Source organism: Mycobacterium sp. ZZG (assembly GCF_054786995.1).
Genome location: NZ_JBTBFV010000015.1, coordinates 48,457 through 71,021, shown reverse-complemented (window position 1 = coordinate 71,021; position 22,565 = coordinate 48,457). Strand labels below are relative to the sequence as shown.

At 69.2% G+C, this 22,565-nt stretch carries 25 protein-coding genes, 1 pseudogene and 1 riboswitch; of the genes and pseudogenes, 12 read left to right on the top strand and 14 right to left on the bottom strand.

The window, feature by feature from the left end:
• Window positions 1-3: 3 nt before the first annotated feature.
• Both ACXMYJ_RS11485 and ACXMYJ_RS11480 read right to left on the bottom strand, forming a co-directional pair.
• Window positions 4-462 carry a LytR C-terminal domain-containing protein gene (locus ACXMYJ_RS11485; protein ID WP_460356218.1) on the bottom strand — a complete coding sequence of 153 codons (459 nt, stop codon included), beginning with the start codon at window positions 460-462 and terminating at the stop codon, window positions 4-6.
• A 42-nt stretch (window positions 463-504) separates the two neighbouring features.
• The gene (locus ACXMYJ_RS11480; RefSeq protein WP_067955004.1) at window positions 505-813 is read right to left on the bottom strand and encodes a DUF3263 domain-containing protein; all 309 of its coding nucleotides are present in this window, start codon (window positions 811-813) and stop codon (window positions 505-507) included.
• Between the two features lie 150 nt (window positions 814-963).
• Between ACXMYJ_RS11480 and ACXMYJ_RS11475 the strand changes: the two genes are divergently transcribed.
• The 3 genes from ACXMYJ_RS11475 to ACXMYJ_RS11465 are packed head-to-tail and all read left to right on the top strand — an operon-like array spanning window position 964 to window position 3,289.
• On the top strand, window positions 964-1,557 hold the full coding sequence (locus ACXMYJ_RS11475; RefSeq protein WP_460356215.1) for a peptide deformylase: 594 nt from the start codon (window positions 964-966) through the stop codon (window positions 1,555-1,557).
• A gap of 3 nt (window positions 1,558-1,560) precedes the next feature.
• Complete coding sequence (locus ACXMYJ_RS11470) at window positions 1,561-2,466, top strand: N-acetylglutamate synthase, CG3035 family (protein ID WP_460356212.1); 906 nt, start codon at window positions 1,561-1,563, stop codon at window positions 2,464-2,466.
• 4 nt (window positions 2,467-2,470) lie between these two features.
• On the top strand, window positions 2,471-3,289 hold the full coding sequence (locus tag ACXMYJ_RS11465; protein ID WP_260756742.1) for an exodeoxyribonuclease III: 819 nt from the start codon (window positions 2,471-2,473) through the stop codon (window positions 3,287-3,289).
• Window positions 3,290-3,359: 70 nt separating this feature from the next.
• Here the strand turns inward: ACXMYJ_RS11465 and ACXMYJ_RS11460 are convergent, their stop codons facing one another.
• Window positions 3,360-3,659 (bottom strand): hypothetical protein, encoded by a 300-nt coding sequence (locus ACXMYJ_RS11460; protein ID WP_460356210.1) that lies wholly within the window; start codon window positions 3,657-3,659, stop codon window positions 3,360-3,362.
• Window positions 3,660-4,054: 395 nt separating this feature from the next.
• On the opposite strand from ACXMYJ_RS11460, the gene ACXMYJ_RS11455 reads away from it, so the two are divergent.
• Window positions 4,055-4,435: a DUF7715 family protein gene (locus tag ACXMYJ_RS11455; RefSeq protein WP_260756740.1), complete on the top strand. Its 381-nt coding sequence runs from the start codon at window positions 4,055-4,057 to the stop codon at window positions 4,433-4,435.
• On the opposite strand, the pseudogene ACXMYJ_RS11450 reads toward ACXMYJ_RS11455, so the two are convergent.
• Window positions 4,435-4,830 (bottom strand): annotated as a pseudogene (locus ACXMYJ_RS11450) (hypothetical protein); the annotation flags it as partial. The gene ACXMYJ_RS11455 and the pseudogene ACXMYJ_RS11450 overlap by 1 nt on opposite strands.
• Window positions 4,831-5,002: 172 nt before the next feature.
• Window positions 5,003-5,112: riboswitch (TPP riboswitch) on the top strand.
• On the opposite strand from ACXMYJ_RS11450, the gene thiC reads away from it, so the two are divergent.
• The 6 genes from thiC to ACXMYJ_RS11420 all read left to right on the top strand — a co-directional run bounded on the left by thiC (window position 5,104) and on the right by ACXMYJ_RS11420 (window position 10,560).
• On the top strand, window positions 5,104-6,654 hold the full coding sequence (gene thiC, locus ACXMYJ_RS11445) for a phosphomethylpyrimidine synthase ThiC (RefSeq protein ID WP_460356207.1): 1,551 nt from the start codon (window positions 5,104-5,106) through the stop codon (window positions 6,652-6,654). Its footprint overlaps the riboswitch before it by 9 nt.
• Window positions 6,651-7,487, top strand: a complete 837-nt coding sequence (thiD, locus tag ACXMYJ_RS11440; protein ID WP_443188583.1) for a bifunctional hydroxymethylpyrimidine kinase/phosphomethylpyrimidine kinase — start codon at window positions 6,651-6,653, stop codon at window positions 7,485-7,487. Before thiC ends, thiD begins: the two co-directional genes overlap by 4 nt.
• Entirely contained in the window at window positions 7,484-8,110 is a 627-nt protein-coding gene (locus ACXMYJ_RS11435) for an alpha/beta hydrolase family protein (RefSeq protein ID WP_460356204.1), read from the top strand. Before thiD ends, ACXMYJ_RS11435 begins: the two co-directional genes overlap by 4 nt.
• 14 nt (window positions 8,111-8,124) lie before the next feature.
• The gene (locus ACXMYJ_RS11430) at window positions 8,125-8,763 is read left to right on the top strand and encodes a DUF4190 domain-containing protein (protein ID WP_460356202.1); all 639 of its coding nucleotides are present in this window, start codon (window positions 8,125-8,127) and stop codon (window positions 8,761-8,763) included.
• Window positions 8,764-8,793: 30 nt separating this feature from the next.
• Window positions 8,794-10,284 (top strand): flavin-containing monooxygenase, encoded by a 1,491-nt coding sequence (locus tag ACXMYJ_RS11425; protein ID WP_460356199.1) that lies wholly within the window; start codon window positions 8,794-8,796, stop codon window positions 10,282-10,284.
• 9 nt (window positions 10,285-10,293) lie between these two features.
• A complete protein-coding gene (locus tag ACXMYJ_RS11420) occupies window positions 10,294-10,560 on the top strand; it encodes a hypothetical protein (RefSeq protein WP_460356197.1) in 267 nt (88 codons plus the stop codon).
• On the opposite strand, the gene ACXMYJ_RS11415 is transcribed toward ACXMYJ_RS11420, so the two are convergent.
• The gene (locus ACXMYJ_RS11415; RefSeq protein ID WP_460356195.1) at window positions 10,527-11,753 is read right to left on the bottom strand and encodes a TetR/AcrR family transcriptional regulator; all 1,227 of its coding nucleotides are present in this window, start codon (window positions 11,751-11,753) and stop codon (window positions 10,527-10,529) included. The genes ACXMYJ_RS11420 and ACXMYJ_RS11415 overlap by 34 nt on opposite strands.
• A 22-nt stretch (window positions 11,754-11,775) precedes the next feature.
• Here ACXMYJ_RS11415 and ACXMYJ_RS11410 point away from each other — a divergent pair, with 22 nt between their 5' ends.
• Window positions 11,776-13,008, top strand: coding sequence for an APC family permease (locus ACXMYJ_RS11410; protein WP_396884985.1), 1,233 nt, complete (start codon window positions 11,776-11,778; stop codon window positions 13,006-13,008).
• Window positions 13,009-13,027: 19 nt separating this feature from the next.
• Window positions 13,028-14,305, top strand: a complete 1,278-nt coding sequence (locus ACXMYJ_RS11405; protein WP_460356266.1) for a uracil-xanthine permease family protein — start codon at window positions 13,028-13,030, stop codon at window positions 14,303-14,305.
• On the opposite strand, the gene ACXMYJ_RS11400 is transcribed toward ACXMYJ_RS11405, so the two are convergent.
• The 9 genes from ACXMYJ_RS11400 to thiO are packed head-to-tail and all read right to left on the bottom strand — an operon-like array spanning window position 14,271 to window position 22,554.
• Window positions 14,271-15,728: a M20/M25/M40 family metallo-hydrolase gene (locus ACXMYJ_RS11400; RefSeq protein ID WP_460356193.1), complete on the bottom strand. Its 1,458-nt coding sequence runs from the start codon at window positions 15,726-15,728 to the stop codon at window positions 14,271-14,273. The two genes, ACXMYJ_RS11405 and ACXMYJ_RS11400, sit on opposite strands and share 35 nt — an antisense overlap.
• Window positions 15,725-17,200 carry a M28 family metallopeptidase gene (locus tag ACXMYJ_RS11395; RefSeq protein ID WP_460356263.1) on the bottom strand — a complete coding sequence of 492 codons (1,476 nt, stop codon included), beginning with the start codon at window positions 17,198-17,200 and terminating at the stop codon, window positions 15,725-15,727. The genes ACXMYJ_RS11400 and ACXMYJ_RS11395 overlap by 4 nt, the downstream gene beginning before the upstream one ends.
• A 34-nt stretch (window positions 17,201-17,234) precedes the next feature.
• The gene (locus ACXMYJ_RS11390) at window positions 17,235-18,146 is read right to left on the bottom strand and encodes an alpha/beta fold hydrolase (RefSeq protein ID WP_460356191.1); all 912 of its coding nucleotides are present in this window, start codon (window positions 18,144-18,146) and stop codon (window positions 17,235-17,237) included.
• 10 nt (window positions 18,147-18,156) lie between these two features.
• Window positions 18,157-18,912 carry an ABC transporter permease gene (locus ACXMYJ_RS11385; RefSeq protein ID WP_460356188.1) on the bottom strand — a complete coding sequence of 252 codons (756 nt, stop codon included), beginning with the start codon at window positions 18,910-18,912 and terminating at the stop codon, window positions 18,157-18,159.
• Window positions 18,909-19,814, bottom strand: coding sequence for an ATP-binding cassette domain-containing protein (locus tag ACXMYJ_RS11380; RefSeq protein WP_460356186.1), 906 nt, complete (start codon window positions 19,812-19,814; stop codon window positions 18,909-18,911). The genes ACXMYJ_RS11385 and ACXMYJ_RS11380 overlap by 4 nt, the downstream gene beginning before the upstream one ends.
• Window positions 19,811-20,575: an SGNH/GDSL hydrolase family protein gene (locus ACXMYJ_RS11375; RefSeq protein WP_460356184.1), complete on the bottom strand. Its 765-nt coding sequence runs from the start codon at window positions 20,573-20,575 to the stop codon at window positions 19,811-19,813. Before ACXMYJ_RS11375 ends, ACXMYJ_RS11380 begins: the two co-directional genes overlap by 4 nt.
• Window positions 20,572-21,342, bottom strand: coding sequence for a thiazole synthase (gene thiG / locus ACXMYJ_RS11370; protein ID WP_443188590.1), 771 nt, complete (start codon window positions 21,340-21,342; stop codon window positions 20,572-20,574). The genes ACXMYJ_RS11375 and thiG overlap by 4 nt, the downstream gene beginning before the upstream one ends.
• Window position 21,343: 1 nt before the next feature.
• Window positions 21,344-21,541, bottom strand: a complete 198-nt coding sequence (gene thiS, locus ACXMYJ_RS11365; protein WP_260756722.1) for a sulfur carrier protein ThiS — start codon at window positions 21,539-21,541, stop codon at window positions 21,344-21,346.
• Window positions 21,538-22,554: a glycine oxidase ThiO gene (gene thiO, locus ACXMYJ_RS11360; protein ID WP_460356180.1), complete on the bottom strand. Its 1,017-nt coding sequence runs from the start codon at window positions 22,552-22,554 to the stop codon at window positions 21,538-21,540. The genes thiS and thiO overlap by 4 nt, the downstream gene beginning before the upstream one ends.
• Window positions 22,555-22,565: the final 11 nt, after the last annotated feature.

The following is a 22,565-nucleotide window of genomic DNA, read 5'->3' as shown; positions in this document are numbered from 1 at the left end:
AGCCTAGCCGGTGACCAGGACGACGACGCCCGGTGGCTGCTCTGTGAGCTCGGGCACCCGCGGAGCGACGGGCGCCTCCAGCACACGGCCCACCTCTTCGGCGGCCTCCTGCTCACCGGGCGTCTCGCCGAAGTACACCGTGGTCGCCGCGACGTCGGGCACGGTCAAGTTGCCGGTCTCGGTGACGTTCCACTCGGCGTCGCGCAACCTCGTGGCGGTCGCCTCCGCGGCCCCCGGGGTCTCGGAGATGTTGAAGACACGCACCTCGGGCCGGGCGGGCTCCTGCGGAGCCGCACTCGTGGTGGTGGTCGTCGACGTCACGGTCGCCGAGGACGCCGAGGACTCGTCGTCCTCGGAGCCACCCAGGGACTGGAGGCCGACGAGCAGGAATATGACACCGAGGAACAACAGCACCATCACCATGGCACGAATGGGCAGCCCGGAGGAATCTCGCTGGTTCATCGGCGCCTACTGTATCCCGGGCCCGCGTGTCCGGCGGTGACCCTAAGTGACCTCGAAACCGAGACGACGCGCCGCGCGCGCCTTCTGCCTGCTGGCGCGCAGCCTGCGCAGGCGCTTCACCAGCATGGGGTCCGCCGCAAGCGCTTCCGGCCGATCCACCAGCGCGTTCAGCACCTGGTAGTAGCGGGTCGCCGACATGGAGAACAGTTCCTTGATGGCGTCTTCCTTAGAGCCGGCGTACTTCCACCACTGCCGCTCGAAGGCGAGAATGTCATGCTCTCGACGGGTCAGTCCGTCGGTGGGCTCGGTGTCGTCCCCAGAACGCTCAGCCCGCGCGATGGCGCCGTCCATTTCGCTACTTGGACCCTTCCGGAAATCGAGAATGACATCAATGTGGTTTCGGCGAGTATTCAATCACGGTTGAGTCACGTGCACCGACAACATCGCCGCGAGTCGGCGGTGGAAACAACCGCGGGCACCCCGCACCCTAAGCTTCCTAGCATGGCCGTTAGACCCATCCGCATCGTGGGAGATCCCGTCCTGCACACCGCGACCGAACCGGTGCCCGTCGGCGACGACGGTTCGCTGCCGGCCGATCTGGCCGATCTGATCACCGATCTGTACGACACGATGGACGCCGCGCACGGAGTGGGGCTGGCCGCCAACCAGATCGGGGTCAACAAGCGGGTCTTCGTCTACGACTGTGCCGACGCCCGCAAGAAGACCACCCGCCGGCGCGGCGTGGTGGTCAACCCGGTGCTGGAAACGTCCGAGGTGCCCGAGACCATGCCTGACCCGGATGACGACGACGAGGGCTGCCTGTCGGTGCCCGGCGAGTCGTTCCCCACGGGCCGCGCCGACTGGGCGCGGGTGACGGGACTGGACGCCGACGGTCAACTGATCACCATCGAGGGCACCGACTTGTTCGCCCGGATGCTGCAGCACGAGACCGGCCACCTCGACGGCTTCCTCTACCTCGACCGGCTGATCGGCCGCAACGCCCGCGCGGCCAAGAAGGCGGTGAAGTATCACGGCTGGGGCGTGCCCGGGCTGTCGTGGATGCCCGGCGAGGACCCCGACCCGTTCGGCCACTGAGCGATGACCGAGCTGCCTGAGGTCGGATCTCGGGTCAGCCTGCGTTATCGGCTCCCCACGGGTTCCGAACGGCCGATGTCCGACGCGGTCGGCCACATCATCGAATCCGGCGCAGACACCGGTGAGGTGGTGCGGATCCGCACCCGGCACGGCGACGTCGTCGAAGTTCTGCGTGAGGACGTGCTGGCAGTGCGGGTGGTGCCCGAGATGCCGGTGCGCACGGGGGAGATCCGCAACCTGGAGCACGCGGCGGCGCTGGGGTGGCCGGGCACCGAGCACCAGTGGCTGGACGGCTGGCTGCTTCGACACGGGCAAGGAGTCACCCGGCGCGCGAATTCGGCGGTGCCACTGAGGTTTTCGTCACACAGCGAGATCACGCGGGTGATCGAGTGGTACTCGGAGCGAGGGCTGCCCGCGGTGGTTTCAGCTCCGGATCGGCTGCTGCGGTTACCCGCTGGTATCACCACCGATGCCGAGAATCTGGTCATGGCAACGGATGTCGCCGGCGGCCGAGCGACCGACGTGTCCGTCGCAGCGACACCCGACGACACCTGGATGGCGCTGTACCAGCGGGACGTGCCGGTGGATGTGCTCACCGCGGTGGTCGACGGCGCAGTCGGCTTCGGCGAACTCTCCGGGGCCGCGGTGGGGCGGGTGGCGGTGACGGACGCGCCGGACGGTACCCGGTGGGCCGGGATCTCGGCGGTGCGCGTGTCGGAGGAGGCCCGGCGCCGAGGTCTGGCCAGGCGACTGTGCGAGGGGCTGCTGGACTGGGCGCACACTCGCGGCGCCACACGCGCCTACGTCCAGGTGGTGACCGACAATTCGGCCGCGCGCGCGCTCTACGAGTCGATGGGATTCCGCGTGCACCACCGTTCCCGATACGTCCGCGCCGAGGGCCTACTGTAAGCCCATGCGACTGGCCACCTGGAACGTCAACTCAATTCGGGCCCGTGTCGATCGCGTCACCGATTGGCTGGAACGCGCCGATGTCGACGTGCTCGCAATGCAGGAGACGAAGTGCTCCGATGACCAGTTCCCGACCATGCCGTTCGCCGCGCTCGGCTACGAGATCGTGCACTGCGGTTTCAACCAGTGGAACGGGGTGGCGATCGCGTCGCGGGTCGGAATCGACGACGTCGAGGTCGGATTCGACGGCCAGCCCACCTGGAGCGACAAGCCCGAGGTGGAGGCCGCGGCCGAGGCCCGCGCGCTGGGCGCGACGTGCGGCGGGGTCAGGGTGTGGAGTCTCTACATCCCGAACGGTCGCACCGTCGGTTCACCGCACTATGCCTACAAGCTGGAATGGCTTGCGGCGTTACGCGACACCGCTTCGGCGTGGCTGACGCCAGAACCGTCGGCGCCGATCGCCCTCGTCGGCGACTGGAACATCGCTCCCCTCGACGATGACGTGTGGGACATTTCGCTGTTTCAGGACAGCACCCACGTCACCCCGCCCGAGCGGGCAGCGTTCAACGCGGTCGTCGATGCCGGGTTCACCGACGTCGTAAGGCCTTTCACGCCGGGACCGGGCACATTCACGTACTGGGATTACACACAGCTGCGGTTTCCGAAAAATCGCGGCATGCGCATCGATTTCATCCTGGGTTCCCCCGCACTGGCCGAGCGCGTCATCCACGCCGAGATCGCCCGAGACGAACGCAAGACCGGCAAGAACCGCGTGGGCACCCCCAGCGATCACGCCCCGGTCGTCGTGGATCTGACCGACTGATCGCACGAAGACGGGGCACCTCCGGTTGGAGATGCCCCGTTGCTCGTCGCTTACTCGACGATCTCGTCGCTCACTTCACGTCGACGTGGTACACGTGGCCCGTGACGCTCTGCTGGAAGGTCCGGTCGTAGCGGTAGTCGCGGACGGTCGAGCGGATCTCGCCGCCCTTGTTGATGCCGACGACGGTGGCTTCGCTCAGCGGAACGTCCGAAAGGCGATTGACCACGACGCGGTTGCCCTCAGCCTCCAGCTGGCTGATCGTCGCGTCGGCGTTGCCACCCGTCGGGGCAGCCATGGCGGGGGCGGCCAGTCCGAGGACGGCGGCGCTCAGGCCGGCTGTGATGGCGGAGGCGATGGTGAGTTTCTTCATTGTTGTTGCGCTCTTCCCTTGGTCGGGTCGGAGCCGTCGGAACATGTCGCGCGGTCTCGACTTGTGATGTCTCGTTCGGATCCTATGTGATCCGTCTGCTTGAACCAGCAGGTCAGGCGAATAATTCCCATGGCAGAAAGTTGCGGCCGGTTGGCAGTACTACGCCGGTGAGACTTGTCGCAGCCGGCATCTAGCATCGAATGCATGTTCGAGTCGTGGTCGGAGGCGTCGGTGCTGGCTGAGCTGCTGGACCGGCGCATCGGCGCACAACCCGACCGCGACATGGAGGCAAGTCGATGATCACCGGTTTCGCCCTGGTCGCGCAACGGCCCCCACCCCCGCAGCCCGACACCAACCCCGACCACAACGAACCCCCACCCGTCTAGGAGCAGCCGATGAAAATCCTTGTGGCTACCGGCCATACGCAGGGGACACACCCCGGTGACTATCACTTCTGCATCGAGCGGGAGCTGGTGTGGATACAGGAACCGTGCGACCGGGACCGCCGCGATCCCGACGGCCCGTGCGGATGTGGACGCGGGTTCGCCGGCGCGGCGTCGCACCGCGCGACCACGACTGCGATGGTCGTCGAGTCCGAGATGAGTCGCGACGACGTGGTCCTGGCATTCCAGACGAGTCTCGCCGACGGCGGCTGGCCCGTCTCCTGGGCCGATGACGTCGCCGACGACAACCTGGAGATCGCCGCACAATTGCCTGTCGGCGCGATCATCACACGCAGGCTCGAGAACTTCTTCTTACGCGGCGCACTGTTCTAGACGGCATGGGTGACGCTCGATCCTTGACACGCGGATGCGATCCAGCCGAAACACCCTCCTGCGATCGCGCCGCCGTCAAGATGAAACGGATCGAAGGACAACGCGATCGCCGCGACGGTGAACACCGCGAAACCGATGTTGTAGGTACGCACCCGGCCGAACATGTCGCCGAGCCGCCCGAAGGGCACCACCAGCACCGCGGTCACCACGAGATAGCCCATCAACATCCAGAGCAGGTAGCTGATGTTGGCCGAGGCGAGGGGGTTGAGCCCGATTCCGCGGAAGATGGCCGGCAGCGAAATCAGCACGATCGACGCGTTGATCGTGGCCAGCAGCGTTCCCAGCGTGGTGTTCGACAGGACAATCCACTTGTAGTGGGGGTGCTCGGCGTTCATCCGTCTGCGGCGTCCCTCTGTCTCCGCCGCCGCACCGGTCTGAATCGTCGTCGTCACCGCACCCAATTCGTCCACAAAAACATACGTTAGCTATATAAATTTGGTCGGGGCAATTCGCGCCGCGCCCGCGCGTGCTGTTCCCTGCGCCCGGTCGCTGCGCTAGCGTGGCACCGACACCACACGCGGGAGCGCGTACCGAGCGCGCTGAGAGGACGGGTAGGCCCGTCGACCGTACGAACCTGACCGGGTAATGCCGGCGTAGGGAGAACTCATATGTCTGACGTCGTCAATGTCACCACCGGGCCTATCCAGGGCAGCACCAAGGTGTACCGGAACGGGGTGCCGTTCCGCCGGGTGAACCTCACCAACGGGGAGCATCTCGACCTGTACGACACCTCCGGCCCGTACACCGACGGCAGTGCCGTCATCGACCTGGGCGCCGGTCTGCCCCGCCGCACCGTCGTGCGCGACCGCGGCACTCAGCTGCAGCGGGCCCGGGCCGGCGAGATCACCGCCGAGATGGCGTTCATCGCCGAACGCGAGGGCGTCTCGCCTGAACTCGTCCGAGACGAGGTGGCCCGCGGCCGCGCGGTGATCCCCGCCAACCACAACCACCCCGAGGCCGAGCCGATGATCATCGGCAAGGCGTTCGCGGTGAAAGTCAATGCGAACATCGGTAATTCGGCGGTGACCTCGTCGATCGCCGAGGAGGTCGACAAGATGGTGTGGGCCACCCGCTGGGGCGCCGACACCGTCATGGACCTGTCCACCGGCCGCGACATCCACCAGACCCGCGATCAGATCCTGCGTAACTCGCCGGTGCCCGTCGGCACCGTCCCGATGTACCAGGCCCTGGAAAAGGTCGGCGGCGATCCGGTGAAAATGACCTGGGAGGTCTACCGCGACACCGTCATCGAACAGTGTGAGCAGGGCGTGGACTACATGACCGTGCACGCCGGCGTGCTGCTGCGCCACATCCCACTGACCGTCGACCGCGTCACAGGCATCGTCTCGCGCGGCGGCTCGATCATGGCCGCGTGGTGTCTGGCCCACCACCGGGAGTCGTTCCTCTACACCAACTTCGAGGAACTGTGCGACATCCTCGCCCGCTACGACGTGACGTTCTCGCTGGGTGACGGCCTGCGTCCCGGATCGATCGCCGACGCCAACGATGCCGCCCAGTTCGCCGAGCTGCGCACCCTGGGTGAACTCACCAGGATCGCGAAAGCCCATGGCGTGCAGGTGATGATCGAAGGACCCGGCCACGTCCCGATGCACAAGATCGTGGAGAACGTGCGCCTGGAGGAGGAACTCTGCGAGGAGGCGCCGTTCTATACGCTCGGCCCGCTGGCCACCGACATCGCCCCGGCCTACGATCACATCACCTCCGCGATCGGCGCAGCCATCATTGCGCAGGCCGGTACCGCGATGCTGTGTTACGTGACGCCGAAGGAACACCTCGGGCTGCCCAATCGCAAGGACGTCAAGGACGGCGTCATCGCCTACAAGATCGCCGCCCACGCCGCCGATCTCGCCAAGGGCCACCCGGGGGCTCAGGCCAGGGACGACGCCCTGTCCAAGGCGCGCTTCGAGTTCCGCTGGGAGGACCAGTTCAACCTGTCACTGGACCCTGACACCGCCCGCGAGTTCCATGACCAGACCCTGCCGGCCGAACCGGCCAAGACCGCTCACTTCTGTTCGATGTGCGGACCCAAGTTCTGCTCGATGCGGATCAGCCACGAGGTGCAGGAAGCCATGAAGCAGAAGTCCCGAGAGTTCGCCGACCAGGGCAACAAGGTGTATCTACCGGTGGTGACGTCATGACTTTCCTGCCGCTCACCGCAGCGGGACAGGCCCCGCGACGGGTGATGACCATCGCCGGATCGGACTCTGGCGGCGGGGCGGGCATCCAGGCCGACATGCGGACCTTCGCACTGCTCGGTCTGCACGGCCTGGTCGCCGTCACCGCCGTCACCGTCCAGAACTCAGTGGGTGTCAAAGGTTTTCACGAGATCCCGCTCGACGTCGTGGCCGGCCAGATCGAGGCGGTGGCCTCCGACATCGGGCTGGAGGCTGCCAAGACCGGGATGCTGGCGTCGCCGGAGATCATCGAGACCGTCTCCGACACCTGGGTCGAGCAGGGGCTGCACGGCAGGGTCCCCCTGGTGGTCGACCCGGTGTGCGCCTCCATGCACGGCGACCCGCTGCTACACCCGAGCGCATTGAACGCGCTGCGTGACAAGCTTTTTCCGCTCGCAACCCTGGTGACCCCGAACCTCGACGAAGTGCGCCTGCTCGTCGACATCGACGTGGTCGACCGGGAGTCCCAGCGCGCCGCCGCCCGCGCACTGCACGCGCTCGGACCGCAGTGGGCCCTGGTGAAGGGCGGGCACCTGCGCTCGTCGTCCCACAGCCCCGACCTGCTGTTCGACGGCACCGACTTTTACGAGTTCGACTCCACTCGCATCGACACGGTGCACGATCACGGCGCCGGAGACACCCTGGCCGCGGCCACCGCGTGTGCCCTCGCGCACGGCTACACCGTCCCCGACGCGGTCGCGTTCGGGAAACGCTGGGTCACCGAATGCCTGCGCGCGGCCTACCCGCTGGGCCGGGGGCACGGACCGGTGTCAGCTCTGTTCCGGCTCGGGACATGACGGCGGGCCGCGATCTCGACGACATCGCGGGCATCGCGCACGAACCCGACGGCGCCCCCGCAGGCGTCGTCGCGCTGACGCACGGCGCCGGCGGCAGCCGGGAATCGCCGATGCTGGCGGCGCTCTGCGACCAGTGGGCACGCCGCGGCTGGCTCGCCGTGCGCTACAACCTGCCGTACCGCCGCCGCCGTCCCAAGGGCCCGCCGTCCGGTTCCGCGGCCGCTGACATGGCCGGCATCGTCGAGGCGGTCGCCGCCGTGCGCTGTCTGGCCGACGGCCCGGTGATCGCCGGCGGCCACTCCTACGGCGGCCGGCTCACGTCGATGGCGGTGGCCGACGGCCTGGGAATCGACGTGCTGACCTTGTTCTCCTATCCGCTGCACCCGCCCGGCAAGCCGGAACGCGCGCGCACCGAGCACCTGCCGCGGATCACCGTGCCCACGGTGTTCACCCACGGCACCGCTGACCCGTTCGGCACCCTCGACGAGCTCCGGCCCGCGGCCGCGCTCATCGCCGCCCGCACCGAGATCGTCGAGGTCACCGGCGCGCGCCACGACCTGAACTCCAAGAAACTCGACGTCGCGGCCCTTGCCGTCGATGCCGCCCTGCGGATGCTGGCCTGAGTTATCGTCGCAGCGTGACCGTGCCACCACCCGGCGGCTATCCACCGCCGCCTCCGCTGCCTTACCAGGGCGGGCCGGTTCAGCCTTTTGCGACACCCGCCCCGCGGACCAACTGGTGGGCGGTCGTCTCGCTGGTCTTCGGCGTCATCGGCGGGGTCCTGATCAGCCTGGTCTGCGGCTTGGTCGGCCTGAAGAAGGCCAAGCAGTACCGCAGCGGCCGCGGCATGGCGATCGCGGGACTCGTGCTCTCGGCGCTGTGGTCGGTCGGGATCGTCGTGCTCGCGATCGTCGCGGCCGTCTCCGATGACACCGTCGCGGCGACGAAGGTGAAACTGGGCGACTGCCTGGCCGAGATCCCCGGCGGGGACCGGGTGCTCGACGTCAAGACGGTCAGTTGTGACCAGCCCCACGCCGGTGAGGTGTTCGCCGTGCTGACCATGCCGGACGGCGTGTTCCCCGGTCAGGCCGCGGTCGAGGGCTATCACCAGAAATGCGCTCCTGAGCTGCGCAGCTACTCGCCGCGGTCCGTATCCGACGATTCGGTGCAGCTCTACGTGCTCTTCCCCACGGCCGAGACCTGGGCCGACGGCGACCGCGCCGTGACCTGCATCGCGACGGTCAACCCGCCGCGGGCGGGATCGCTGCGCGGCTGAATCGGCACGAACCTCGGGTACCGTTGCGCCATGGCTTCGGAGCACTTCGAGGCGGTCATCGTGGGAGCCGGCTTCGCCGGTATCGGTGCTGCCATCCAGTTCAGGCGGATGGGCATCGAGAACATCGTGATCCTGGACCGAGAGGATGACCTCGGCGGCACGTGGTACGTCAACCACTACCCGGGTCTCGCGGTCGACGTCCCGACGACCACCTATTCCTACTTCTTCGAGCCGAACCCGAACTGGTCGCGGCTGTTCTCCACCGGTGCGGAGATCAAGCAGTACGCCGACGACGTCGCCGACAAGTACGACGTACGCCGCCACATGCGCTTCGGGGTCACGGTCGAGGGTGCGCGCTGGGACGACGACGCCAAGCTCTGGCGGGTCAACCTCGCCGACGGTTCCACACTCGCCACGCGGTACCTGGTCACCGCCACCGGATTCCTGTCCCAGCCCCGCATGCCCGACATCCCGGGCATCACCGAGTTCGACGGCCGGATCATCCACACCACCGCCTGGGACGACTCCTACGACCCGACCGGCGACAGGATCGCCGTCATCGGCACCGGGGCCACCGCGGTGCAGTTGATTCCCGAACTCGCGGACAAGGCCGCCGACCTGACGGTCTACCAGCGCACCCCGATCTGGGTCGCACCCAAGGTCGACTTCCGGTTCTCCGAACGCGCCAAGCGGCTGTTCGCCCGAATACCGTGGACGCAGCGCATCATTCGCGCGATCACCGACACCGTCTACGAGACGATGATCAACGTCGGTGTGGTGCACTACCGCGTCCCGTTGTTCCGCCGCCTGAACATCTCCGCGATGGACCTGTGCAAGATCAACCAGTTCATCCAGATCCGGGACAAGGACCTGCGCCGCCGGATGACACCGGACTACGACATCGGATGTAAGCGGCCGACCTTCTCCAACAAGTACTTCCGCACGTTCACCCGCCCGCACGTGCACCTGCAGAGCGATGGTATCGAGCACGTCACCGCCGACGGGATCGTCAACGCCGACGGCTCCAAGACCGTCATCGACACCCTGGTGCTGGCCACCGGATTCGACCTGTGGGAGGCGAACTTCCCGGCCATCGAGGTGATCGGCCGGGACGGCCGCAACCTCGGGAAGTGGTGGCGGGAGAACCGGTTCCAGGCCTACCAGGGCGTGTCGATGCCCTACTTCCCGAACTACCTCAGCCTGGCCAGTCCGTACGCGTTCCTGGGTCTCAACTTCTTCAACACCATGGAGTACCAGATGCGGTTGATGGACCGGCTTTTCGGTGAGCTCAAGCGCCGCCACGCCACCACCTTCGAGGTCACCGAGCAGGCCAACACCGCGTACCTGGACAAGATGACCGAACTGCTCGGTGACTCGTTGTGGACGCTGGGCAATTGTGCGGCATCGCGCTCGTACTATTTCAACCCGCACGGCGAACCGAGTCTGCTTCGGCCGATGTCGACGCAGGACGCCATCACAGAAGCTTCGACCTTCCCGCTCAGCGACTACCAGATCGTCTAGTATCCGGTTGTGCCCAAAGAAAACTCACGCGCCGCCACTATCGCCGGACTGCTCCTCGCCGGTGCCGGGGTCTCGCACTTCGTCGCCCCCGCTCTCTACGAGGGTCTGACCAAGCCCGCGTTCCCGACCGACACCCGGCAGCACGTGTACATCGACGGCGGCATCGAGACCGCCGTCGGTCTCGGCCTCGCCTACCCGAAGACGCGCAAGCTGGCCCTGTTCGGGCTGGTGGGCTATCTGCTCTACTTGGCCGGCAACGTCGCCCGTAACCGGTAGCGGCCCAGCAGCGTCACGTCCACCAGGCCCTGCACGGTCTGCCTGGCGTCCTCGGAATCCGCGTAGCGGACCAGGCGTCCCAGGTCGACCACCAGGGCCATGGCGGCGTGCACGGCGAAGCGCGCCTCGGCGGCGCTCCACTCCGGCCGCACCGCGACGACGAGCTCGACCCAGGACTCCACGGTGGCACGCTGCAGGTCCCGCACGATGCGTTGGTCGGCGGCGGACATGTTCAGGCGCTCGCTGTAGTAGACGCACTCCAACTCGGGTTGATCGAAGGTCCGCTCGACATAGCCGTCGATGACCGCGGTGAGCGCCTCCTCGGGGTCTGACACCGTCGCGACGACCGACGCCAGTTCGGCCGACACTCGATCGGCGGCGCGCCGGAAGATCGCGGCGAGGATGTCACTTTTGCCCGAGAAGTACTTGTAGATGCCGGAAGTCGGTATCCCGACAGCCGAGGCGATCTCCTCCATCGTGGTGTCTCGGTACCCGTTGCGGTTGAACAGGCGCATCGACTCCGTCAGCAGCGCTTCGTATTTCGACGCCTCAACCGCCGGCCGCACCGGCGCCGGCCCGACGCGGACGCGCGGCGGGTCACCCGTCGGCTCGGCGGCCAGCACCTCGCGGCAGATCTGCGCGAACAGCCGGTGCACCTGCGCGGCAGGCAGTTTCGCGCGATGGTCGACGATGCTGCCGACGATCGAGAGCACCGCCGTCGACCGGATCGACAGCTGCCCGTCGCTCAGCTCCGGCCGTAACACCGCCAGCGGCCGGTGGATCCGTCCATGCACGGTCTGAATCTGTTCGAGCAGGGTCGCCTGGTCCTCACCGCGCAGATACCGGTTCTCCCAGCGGTACAGGCCTCCCGAGCTGCGGTTGGCCAGCGCGGTGTCGGTCAGCGCGGACACCAACCGGTCGAGCACCTCCTGCGGGTCGTCCCCGTCGATGTCCGCGGTGCCGTCCACCAACTGCTGACCGAGATTGAGTACGGCGTCGCGGAACAACTCGTACTTGCCGGCGTAGTGCCGGTACAGGGCGGCGGCGGAGATGCCGACGCGGGAGGCGATCATCTCCATGCTCACGCCGTGGTAGCCCAGCGCGCTGAACGCTTCGGCCGACGCGCGCGCGATCTGCGCTTTACGGTCCTTGGGCCGACGTCGGATGCCGTTTTCCCCGGCGGTGCTCGCCACCGTCCCACGATATCGTGGGCCCGTGAACTCGCCCGATGAGTCGGCATTGCGGCGGCGTCTCGGATTATTCGACACCGTCACTCTCGGGCTCGGGTCGATGATCGGGGCAGGCATCTTCGTCGCGCTGGCGCCGGCCGCGGCCGCCGCGGGCGACGGGCTGCTCGCCGCGCTCGCTGTCGCCGCCGTGGTCGCCGTCTGCAACGCGATGTCGTCGGCCCGGTTGGCGGCGCGCTACCCGCAGTCGGGCGGCACCTACGTCTACGGCCGGGAACGGCTGGGGCCCTTCTGGGGTCACGCCGCGGGCTGGAGCTTCATCGTCGGCAAGACCGCGTCGTGCGCGGCGATGGCACTGACGGTCGGGGCGTACGTGTGGCCGGCCCACGCCCACGCGGTGGCGGCCGCATCGGTGATCGCGCTGACCGCGCTGAGCTACGCCGGGGTGCAGCGGTCCGCCGCGCTCACCCGCATCATCGTGGCGCTGGTACTGGCGGTGCTGACGGTGGTGGTGGTCGTACTGTTCGGCGCCGGCCACGGGTTCGAGCTGGTGCCCGGTCCCGGCGTCAGCGCCTACGGCGTGCTGCAAGCGGCGGGGCTGCTGTTCTTCGCGTTCGCCGGCTACGCCCGCATCGCCACCCTCGGCGAGGAGGTGCGCGACCCGGCGCGGACGATCCCGCGGGCGGTCGCGCTCGCACTGGCACTCACACTGGCGGTGTACGCGTTGGTGGCGGTCGCCGTGGTCGGTGCACTCGGCGTCGCGGGACTGGCGTCGGCCACCGCGCCCTTGTCGGATGCGGTGCGCGCGGCCGGTTTTCCGGCGCTGGCACCGGTGGTCGGTGTCGCCGCGGCGGTCGCGGCGACAGGTGCACTGCTGGCGCTGTTGCTCGGGGTGTCGCGCACCGTGCTGGCGATGGCGCGCGACGGGCACCTGCCGATGCGCCTGGCCGCCGTGCATCCGCGCCACGGCACGCCGTACCGTGCCGAGGTCGCCGTCGGGCTGGTCGTCGCCGTGGTCGCCGCGCTGGTCGACGTGCGGGCCGCGATCGGGTTCTCGTCGTTCGGAGTGCTGCTCTACTACGCGATCGCCAACGCGTCGGCATGGACCCTGGGCCACCGCCTGGTGCCTGCCGTCGGCCTGGCCGGCTGTCTGGCCCTGGCATTCACGCTCCCGCCGGCGTCCGTGCTGGCCGGCGCGGTGGTGGTCCTGATCGGCGTGCTCGCCTACTGGACTGGCGGCGCGCACCGTCATGGTGTGTAGTCGCACCGTGGCTTTCCCAATGAAGACGTGGCAGCAGGTGGATTCGCGCTCGGATCCGGATTTCGTCGTCGCACCGGGCGAGCGGCTGAGCTGGCCACGCACGGTCGGCCTCGGCGCCCAGCATGTCGTCGCGATGTTCGGTGCGACGTTCCTGGTGCCGGTGCTCACCGGGTTCCCACCCGCCACGACCCTGTTGTTCTCCGGGGTCGGCACCATCCTGTTCCTGCTGATCACCGGCAACCGGCTGCCCAGCTATCTGGGGTCGAGCTTCTCGGTGATCGCTCCGGTGACGGCGGCCGTGGCGTCGGAGGGCACCGGCAGCGCACTGGGCGGGATCGTCGCGGTGGGCCTTTTGCTCGTATTGGTCGGCGGTGTCGTGCACGTGGTGGGTACCCGCTGGCTCGACGTCGCGCTGCCCCCCATCGTGACCGGTGCGATCGTCGCGCTGATCGGGTTCAACCTGGCGCCTGCGGCGAAGACCAACTTCGAACAGGGTCCGCTGCTCGGGTTGGTGACATTGGTGCTGCTCGTCGCCGCGCTGGCATTCTTCCGCGGGATGATCGGCAGGCTCGCGATCTTCGTCGCGGTGGCCGCCGGATACGTGCTGGCGCTGCTGCTCGGCGAGGTGGACACCTCGGGCATCGCGGCCGCGCCCTGGATCGGTCTGCCCGAGTTTCAGACGCCGACGTTCACGCTGTCGGTGCTGCCGATGTTCCTGCCCGCGGTCATCGCGCTGATCGCCGAGAACATCGGGCACGTGAAATCGGTGAGCCAGATGACCAAGACGGACCTCGACCCGTTGATGGGGCGCGCCCTGGCCGCCGACGGTGTCGCGACGACGCTGGCCGGGTTCGGCGGCGGGTCGGCGACGACGACCTACGCGGAGAACATCGGGGTGATGGCGGCGACGCGGGTGTACTCGACGGCCGCGTACTGGGTGGCCGCGCTGGTGGCGGTCGCGTTGTCGCTGTGCCCGAAGGTCGGTGCGGTCATCGTCGCGGTCCCGGCCGGGGTGCTCGGTGGAGCGACGGTGGTGCTCTACGGCCTGGTCGGCATTCTGGGCGTGCGCATCTGGCTGACCAACCAGGTCGACTTCTCCAAGCCGATCAACCAGATGACGGCCGCCATCCCGCTGATCATCGGCATCGCCGACTTCACCTGGAGCGCAGGATCATTGACGTTCACCGGGATCGCGCTGGGTTCGATCGCCGCGTTGCTCATCTACCACGGCATGCGGCTGCTGGGATTCCGGCAGCGCGAGGCTACGGCGTCCGCCGGTCCCGTTGCTCACGGGTAGGCACGCCGTTGACACCCTCGATCGACTGCGCGTAGGTGCCGACGGCGAATGCGACCGACGACGCCATCACCGCGAGAGCCTCGCGGTCGATGTTGTCGATGGTGTCGCCGCGGGTGTGGTAGTTGGGGTCGAAGGGCGCTCCGGCCTTGCCACCCCAGAGTCGGGCCTGCACATCGGTTTTGCGCTGCGACGAGCCGGTGGTGAGGCCGCCGACCGGGATGCCCGCGGCCAGGAACGGCTCGTAGTCGGTGATCCGCTGCAGCGGGATGTCCGCCGGGCGCACCCCCGCCGTATTCAGCCTGGCGGCCAGGGTGCGTTCGATACCCGCCGAACCCATTGGCGCCGGGACGATCTCACCGGTCTGTGCGGACTGGTCGCCGTCATCGGTGAAATATCCGGGATTCGGCGAGCCGAGCATGTCGAAGTTCAGGTACATCGCGATGTCGTCAAGCTGCTCATCACCCAGTGACGCCAGGTACTTCTTGGTGCCGTCCATCGACACTTCCTCGGCGCCCCAGAACGCGAAACGCACCGCGTTGGCGGTGTCCGGCGCGCCGCCGAGTTGCAGCGCCGTCTCCAGGACGGCGGCCACGCCGGTGCCGTTGTCGTTGATCCCAGGACCGGAACGGACGCTGTCGAGGTGGGCACCGACCATGACGACGTTGCGGGTGTCGCCGGTTGTGGTCTGGGCGACGACATTCCGGGATTTCGTCATCACCGGCTCGTTGTCCAGAACCAGGGTGACCGGCGATTCGGTGCGGCGCAGCGCGGCGTCCGCGGCCGGGTCGATGACGCCGACCGGGATGGTCAGCTCGGTGTAGTACCCCGTGGTGAACAGCGTCGGCGGTGAGCCGGTCGGCCGCGTCGGGGTGGCCTGGCTGACCACGAGCATGCCGACCGCGCCTTCCTGCAGCGCAACCCGGTGTTTGTCGACGACCGAGCATCCGCTGTCGTCGACGACGGCGATGGCCTTGGCGACCGACACGTCACCGTAGTCGGCGGCCGCGCACCCTGCCGGTCTGCGCGGCCGCAACGTGGGCGCCTTCAGCCCGCCGGGCACGGTGGTGATCAACAGCGAGGCCTGGTCCACTCGGAAGTCGCGGCCGGCCACCGTCAGGGCGGGACTCCCGCCCTTCGAGCCGGACAGCCGCTCGAACTCCGGGGTCTGCACGTCGAAGCCGTTGTCGCGCAGGAGTTGGGCGACGTAGTCGACACTGGCCTGATAGCCGGGTGTGCCGTCGGCCCGGTTGCCGTCGTGTGCGTCTGCGATGTTCTGAAACTCGACCAGGTGCCGGTAGACCCCGTCGATCGTGACCTTGTCGGCGAGTTCGGGTCCCAGCTGCGGCGCGGGCGGCGGGCTGCCCGGCGCGCACGCCGCGACCAGCGCGCCCACCACGACCACGGCCGCCCACCGGCCGGTCATGGTGTGGTCAGCTTGTGCCGGACGCGGTCCTCGCGCACCGGAATCCCGTTGCGCCCGCGCTGGTCCTGGGCATACAGCCCGACCGCGAAGGCCACGCCGCCGCCGTGGATCTGCAACGCGGTCCTGTCGATGTTTCCGATCGTGTCGGTGGCCTTGTGGTAGTTCGGGTCGAACGGCTGGTCGGCCTCACCGCCCCACAGCTCGGCCTGTTCGGCGGACTTCTTGTCTTCGGCCCCCGAGAACAGGCCTCCCACAGGCACTCCCGCTCTGGTGAAGCCGTCGTAATCGGATCGGCCGTCGAAGGAGGTGTCCTGTCCCGGTTTACCGGCCCGGTCCAGGTAGGCGGTCAGCGTGCGCTCGATGCCGGCCGACCCCTCGGGCACCCGGGGCACGCCCTCACCCGGTCCGGGCCTGGTGGACTGGTTGCCGTCCAGGGTGAAGTAACCCGGGTTCGGGGAACCGATCATATCGAAGTTGAGGTACAGCGCGATGTCCTTGAGCGCCTCGTCGTCCAGCGACGCCACATAGTCGGTGGAGCCCAGCAGACCTTGCTCCTCGGCGCCCCAGAACCCGAACCGCACCGCGTTGGCCACATCCGGCGAAGTGCCCAGCTGCAGCGCGGTTTCCAGTACCGCGGCCACCCCGGAACCGTTGTCGTTGATCCCGGGCCCCTCCTCGACGCTGTCGAGGTGGGCACCGACCATCACGACGTCGGCGGTCGAGCCGGTCGTGGTCTGGGCGATCACGTTGCGGGTCCGCTCCTGGCGAACCCCGGCGTTCAGGTTGATCACCGTGGTCGCCCCCTGCTGCCCGCGCAGCTGCTCACCGACCTCCTTGCTGACTGAGATGACCGGGATCTTGACGTCGGTGGTTTCGCCGAGGGTGCCGGCACCCAGGTCGGGACCGCTCTCGTTGTTGGCGACGATCAGCGCCACCGCACCGCGCTCGGCGGCCACGGCCTGTTTCCCGCCGAACGGGCAGGCGCCGCGGTCGACGAGCACGACCGCGCCCCGGACCGGCAGCCCGTCGTAGTCCTCGGCGGTGCAGCCCGGGGTGTCCTCGGCACGCGCCGCGACCAGCGGACCGGAGACCCCTTCGGGCCCGGTGCCGATCGTGAACTGCAGCGGCCGCGCCTCGGCCTTGCTGCCCGCCACCGTCAGCGACGGCTCCTCGGCCCACGGTATCCGCACCTCGAACTCCGGCGTTTCAACCTGGAAGCCTTTGTCCCGCAGAGCTTTCGCGATGAAGTCGACGCTCGCGTCGTATCCGGGTCTGCCCAGGGCGCGGTTGCCGCCGTGTTCGTCGGCGATCTCCTGCAGCCTGTCAAGGTGCGCCATCAGCGCGTCGGCGGTGATCTTGCGCGACAGCGCGTCGGCGAACTCGGTGGCCGCGCCGGTGTCCCGGACCGGCTGGGGCGCCGGGGCGGCGTCGCGTCCGCAGCCCGCGAGGGCCAGCACGGGGACGGCCGCCATGGCCACGAGTTTCGTCCGGATCACGACCCCCACGTTAGCGCGGACCGGTGCGGTCACCGAGAAAGCCCAGAACCGCCGACGCGGTGTCCTCGGGTCGCTCGATCTGGACGAAGTGCCCGGCCCCGGGGATCATGACGACCCTGCTGCCCGGGGGCAGCGCCGCACCGATCGGTTCGACGTACTCGGCCCGCATCGCGCCGTCCTGCTCGCCATGGACGTGCAGGACCGGCACCCGCGGCATCCCAAAGCAGTGGTGGTGCAGCTCGGCATACTTCTGCCCCGGCCGCGACGGCCGCACCAGCGCGCGGTAGTAGCCCACCGCCGCGCGGCGGTGGACCGGGCTGGGCAGCGCGGCCAGCGCGTCGTCCAACTCGGAGCCGGTGTCATGGCCGGCGGGTCCCCAGTCCTGCCACAGCCTCGGAATGACGCGCGACAGAACGCGTTCGGGCAGCTGCGGAAGTTGGAAGAACAGGATGTACCAGCTGTTACGCAGCTGACGCGGCATCATCCGCAGTTGCCGGCCGAGCGAACCGCGCATGCGGCTGACCGCGCCGATCGGCGGGACGGCGATCGTAATGTGCTCGGCGAACGGCGATTCCGGGTACGCCGCGAGGGCGCCTGCGGTGAACCCACCCCAGTCGTGGCCGATCAGCACCGCGTCCTCGGGCGCACCGAGCCCGCGGTGCACCGCCAGCGCGTCGTACATCAGCGCACCGATGTGATAGTCGCCGTCGGGCGCGGGTCCGGTCGGTGCGTACCCGCGCGAGAACGGCGCGACCACCCGCATACCGCGTTCGGCCAGCAGCGGAGCCAGCTTTCGCCACCCCCACGCGCTGTCGGGGAACCCGTGCAGACACAAGGCGAGCCGACCGTCTGGCGGACCCCAGGCCAGCGCGGTCACCTTCAGGTGCGGCAGATCGAGTTCGAGCGTCTGCGGTGCGGTCACCTGCGCCATGCTAGGCGTCGCGCCGATTGACGGTGATGACCGCCGCGACGAACACGGCGCCGGCCAGGACCGCAAAGTACACCAGCGAGCCCGCCGGGCCCCACCGCATCACGAACCCCGGGTACAGCCACTGCACGTCGAGGAATCGCAGCGCGTTGCCGAACGGCAGGTAGGGGCCGAGCTGCCAGCCGCGGCCGGGCAGGTTGGCCAGCAGCGGTTCCACCAGCAGAGGCCACAGCAGCAGCACGGTCACCGCACCGGCGGTGTGCCGGAGCAACACCGCGACCCCGACTCCGAGCACGGCTGCCGACGCCGCGTACAACGCCACCTTCGCGGCGAAGCCAAGCGTGGCCGGCACCGTCAGCGCGGCCGCGACGCCGGGATCGGCGGTCAGCCGCGCGGCCGACACCGCGCCCAGCACCATGACCGCCGCCCAGGCCGCTGAGAAGACGGCGCTGACAACAGCTTTGGCGCATATCACCAGTGTGCGGCCAGGCGTGGCCAGGAAGGTGAGCGCGATCAGCCCGCTGCGGTACTCCCCCGTCACCGTCATCGCCGCGACGATCATCAACACCGGAATGCCGAACACCGCGACTCCGAGCGCCGCCTCGGGCACGGTCAGCCGGGCGTAGCCGGAGGCGACCGAGGTCTGCAGCGCGGCGAGCCCAACGCTCAGCGCGGTGGCCGCCAGGGCCGCCCACAGCGGTGAGCGCAGCGTGGTCAGCTTGATCCGTTCGGCGTCGAGGACGGCGGCGGCGCGCCTCATCGGGACCCTGCCCGGAACTCGGTGGCGTCGTCGGTGGAAGCCAGGTAGGCCTGCTCGAGCGAGACGTGGTGTGCGCTCAGTTCGTGCAGCGCGATCGACTGCGCCGCGGCGACCTCACCGACGGCGTCGGTGGTGGCGTCCCGCACGGTCAGGGCGTCTGGTTCGGCCGCAACGGCGAACCCGGCCGCGGTGAGCGCGGCGTGCAGCTCCGGCAGCCGCGGACTGCGCACGCGTACCGTCGCGGCACCGGAGCGCCCGACGAACTCCGACACCGTGGTCGACGCGATCAGCCGGCCCTTGCCGATCACCACCAGCCGGTCGGCGGTGTTGGCCATCTCCGAGAGCAGGTGGCTGGACACCAGCACAGTGCGGCCTTCTGCGGCCAGCGTGCGCATCAGGGTGCGGACCCAGTGGATGCCCTCGGGATCGAGGCCGTTGACCGGTTCGTCGAACAGCAGCACCGGCGGATCGCCCAGCAGCGCCGTGGCGATGCCCAGGCGCTGACTCATCCCGAGCGAGAGCGTGCCGGCACGGGAGCCGGCCACCGAGGACAGCCCCACCGTCTCGAGCACCTCGTCGGGACGGCGTCTGCCGAGCCCGTTGCTGGCGGCGATCCAGCGCAGATGGTTGCGCACCGTGCGGTTCGGATGGATCTGCCGGGCGTCGAGCAGCGCACCAACGGTGCGCAGCGGGTCACGCAGCCGGCGGTAGGCGCGGCCGTCGATGGTGGCGGTGCCCGAGGTCGGGTGGTCGAGGCCGAGGATGATCCGCATCGTGGTGGTCTTGCCCGCGCCGTTGGGGCCGAGGAACCCGGTCACGACGCCGGGTTCGATCGTGCACGTCAGCCCGTCGACGGCCCGCGTCGAGCCGTATGTCTTGCTCAGCGCGGTCAGTTCGATCACGCGGCGGCCACCACAAGGTCGGCGACCGCGCGCATGCCCGCGGCGTTGGGATGCAGCGGCGCCGGCCGGCCCGGCACGGGCAGCCCGAATCTGGCAGGCAGGGTGGTCCAGGGCTGCGCTGACCAGGCGTGGTGGTCGCGGCTCGCTTCGGCCGCGCGCACCAGGCCGCACCCGGTGGCCCGGGCGGCGTCGGCCGTGAGCTGTTCCAGCGTGTCCGCGATGTGCCTGCCCAGCGTCAGCTCCGCGGCGCGCAGCGGCGGCGCGTCGCCCGTGGCCGGCAGCAGCGTCAGATAGTCCACGAACAGCACGGTGGCCCGCGGCGCCCGCCGCCGGATCTCGTGTCCGACCTCGATCAGGGCACTGCCGGCTTCCCGGAGCGCCAGGTAGCGCGCCGCCGGGTCCAGCAGGTCGCGCAACCGGCTGCCGAGCAGCGGCACCGACCGCAGTGCCCGCGGCAGCCCAGCCGCGAAAAGCATCGGGACGTAACCGGCGTCGTTGCCGCCGATCGTCACCGTCACCAGCGACTCGGTGCCGTCGAGCGCGCGGATCTGCGGTGGTGCGCCGTGCTGGGTCTCGCGCAGCACGTGCGCCGTCGTCGCCCCGGAGAAGGTGACGTCGGTCAGGTCCAGACCCAGCGCGTCGGCGACCAGGTGCGGATAGTTGCGCGCCGATCGGCCCGCCGCGCGCGGGGAGCCCGGCGCCCGCGGCCCGATGCCCGGCCCGGCGGCCATCGAACTGCCCAGGGCCACATATCTGTTCACAGGGCCGGGCTGCTCGCCTGCGCCCAGAACCTCTTCGGGATGCGGCCGGCCCGGCGGGCCAGATACCCGGCCCGCACGGCGGCGGCCATCGCCGCGGCCATCGCGGGCGGATCGGCGGCGCGGGTGACGGCGCTGGCCAGCAGCACCGCGTCACAGCCCAATTCCATCGCCAGCGCCGCGTCGCTGGCCGTGCCGATGCCGGCGTCGAGGATCACCGGGACCTCGGCCTGGTCGACGATCATCTCGATGTGGTGCGGGTTCGCGATGCCCAGGCCGGTGCCGATCGGGGAACCGAGCGGCATCACCGCCGCGCAGCCGGTGTCCTCCAGCCGTTTTGCCAGTACCGGGTCGTCGTTGGTGTAGGGCAGCACCACGAACCCATCGTCGACCAGTTGCTCTGCGGCCCTGACCAATTCGAGCGCGTCGGGCAGCAGGGTGCGTTCGTCGGCGATCACCTCGAGTTTGACCCAGTTGGTGTGCAGCGCCTCGCGGGCCAGTTGCGCCGTCATCACCGCCTCGGCGGCTCCGCGGCAACCGGCGGTGTTGGGCAGCGGTGTGATGCCCAACCGGGTCAGCAGATCCAGCACGCCGGTGCCGCCGTCGGCGTCGACGCGGCGCATCGCCACCGTGGTCAGCTCGGTCTCCGAGGCCACCAGCGCCGACTCGAGCACCGCGAGGTTCGCGGCGCCGCCGGTGCCGAGGATCAGCCGGGAGCCGAACTCGCGGCCGGCGATGCTCAGCTTGCCCGCCGAGAAAGAGGTGCACACGTCAGCCACCCTGCACCGCCGTCACCACCTCGACCTTGGCGCCGTCGGAAAGCGCGGTGTCCCACTGCGAGCGCGGGATCACCGACCAGTCCACCGCGACCGCGATCCCCTTCTCGGGGAAGCCGAGGCCGTCCAGCAACGAGGCGATCGTCGTGCTCTCGTCGACTTCCACCGTTTCGTCGTTGACCGTGACCTTCATCGAACCAGTGCTCCTTCCAGCTCGGCGGCGATCGTCTGCGCCGTCCACGGCGCCAACAGGAAACCCGACCGACCGTGCCCCGCGGCGACAAGTGTGCGCTCGTCGAGCCTGCCGACAAGCGGCAGGTTGTCGGGTGTCATAGGCCGCAGACCGGCGCCGACCTCGGCGAGCTCGTACTCGCCGAGAGCGGGCATCACCGCGCAGGCGTCGTCGAGCAGATCCCGCACGCCGCTCACCGTGGGCGCGGTGTCGCGGCCGTGTTCGTACTGCGTCGCGCCGACCACGACGCCGTCTGCACGCGGCACCACGTAGACCTGACGGCCGTGCACCCGGGCGCGCACCACCTGTTTCGGCACCGGCAGACACCCGCGACGCCAGCGCAACCGCAGCACCTCCCCCTTGACGGGGCGCACCGGCAGCCCGGGCCACAGCGTCGGGGCGTCGATGCCGTTGGCGATCACGACGCTGTCGGCGGCACCGGTCTCGGCCAGCGAAGGCACCGGCGGGGCCCACTGCACGCCGAGCCGTTCGCACTCGGCGGCGAGGCCGGCGACGACGGCGCGGTTGTCGACGGCGAGTTCGGTGTCGGCCACAAAGCCGTGCCGGATACCTTGGGCGAGAAGGGGTTCGATATCGCGCGCCGACGTGGTCGGCGTCACCGGGTGACCCTGTTCGGACAACCACCCCGCAACGGTCCTGAGGTCGGCGGCGTCCGCGCGGTCGACGGCGACGACCAGCGACCGGCGGGCGGTGACGACCTCAGGCGGCAGCCCGTCGAGGAAGCCGTCATGCCACAGCTGAAGGGATTCCAGGCCGATCCGCAGCAGTTGTTCCTCGCCGGGCCAGCCCTCGCTGTGCGGGGCGAGCATGCCGCCGGCGACCCAGGACGCGCCGGCCTGCTCGGCACGGTGCACGCGGACCGCCCAGCCGTCCTGCAGCGCCCGCCGTGCCACGGCGAGCCCGATGACACCGCCCCCGACGACGGCAAGCGTCCCGCGGGTCTGGGTGGGCATTCACTGGCTCC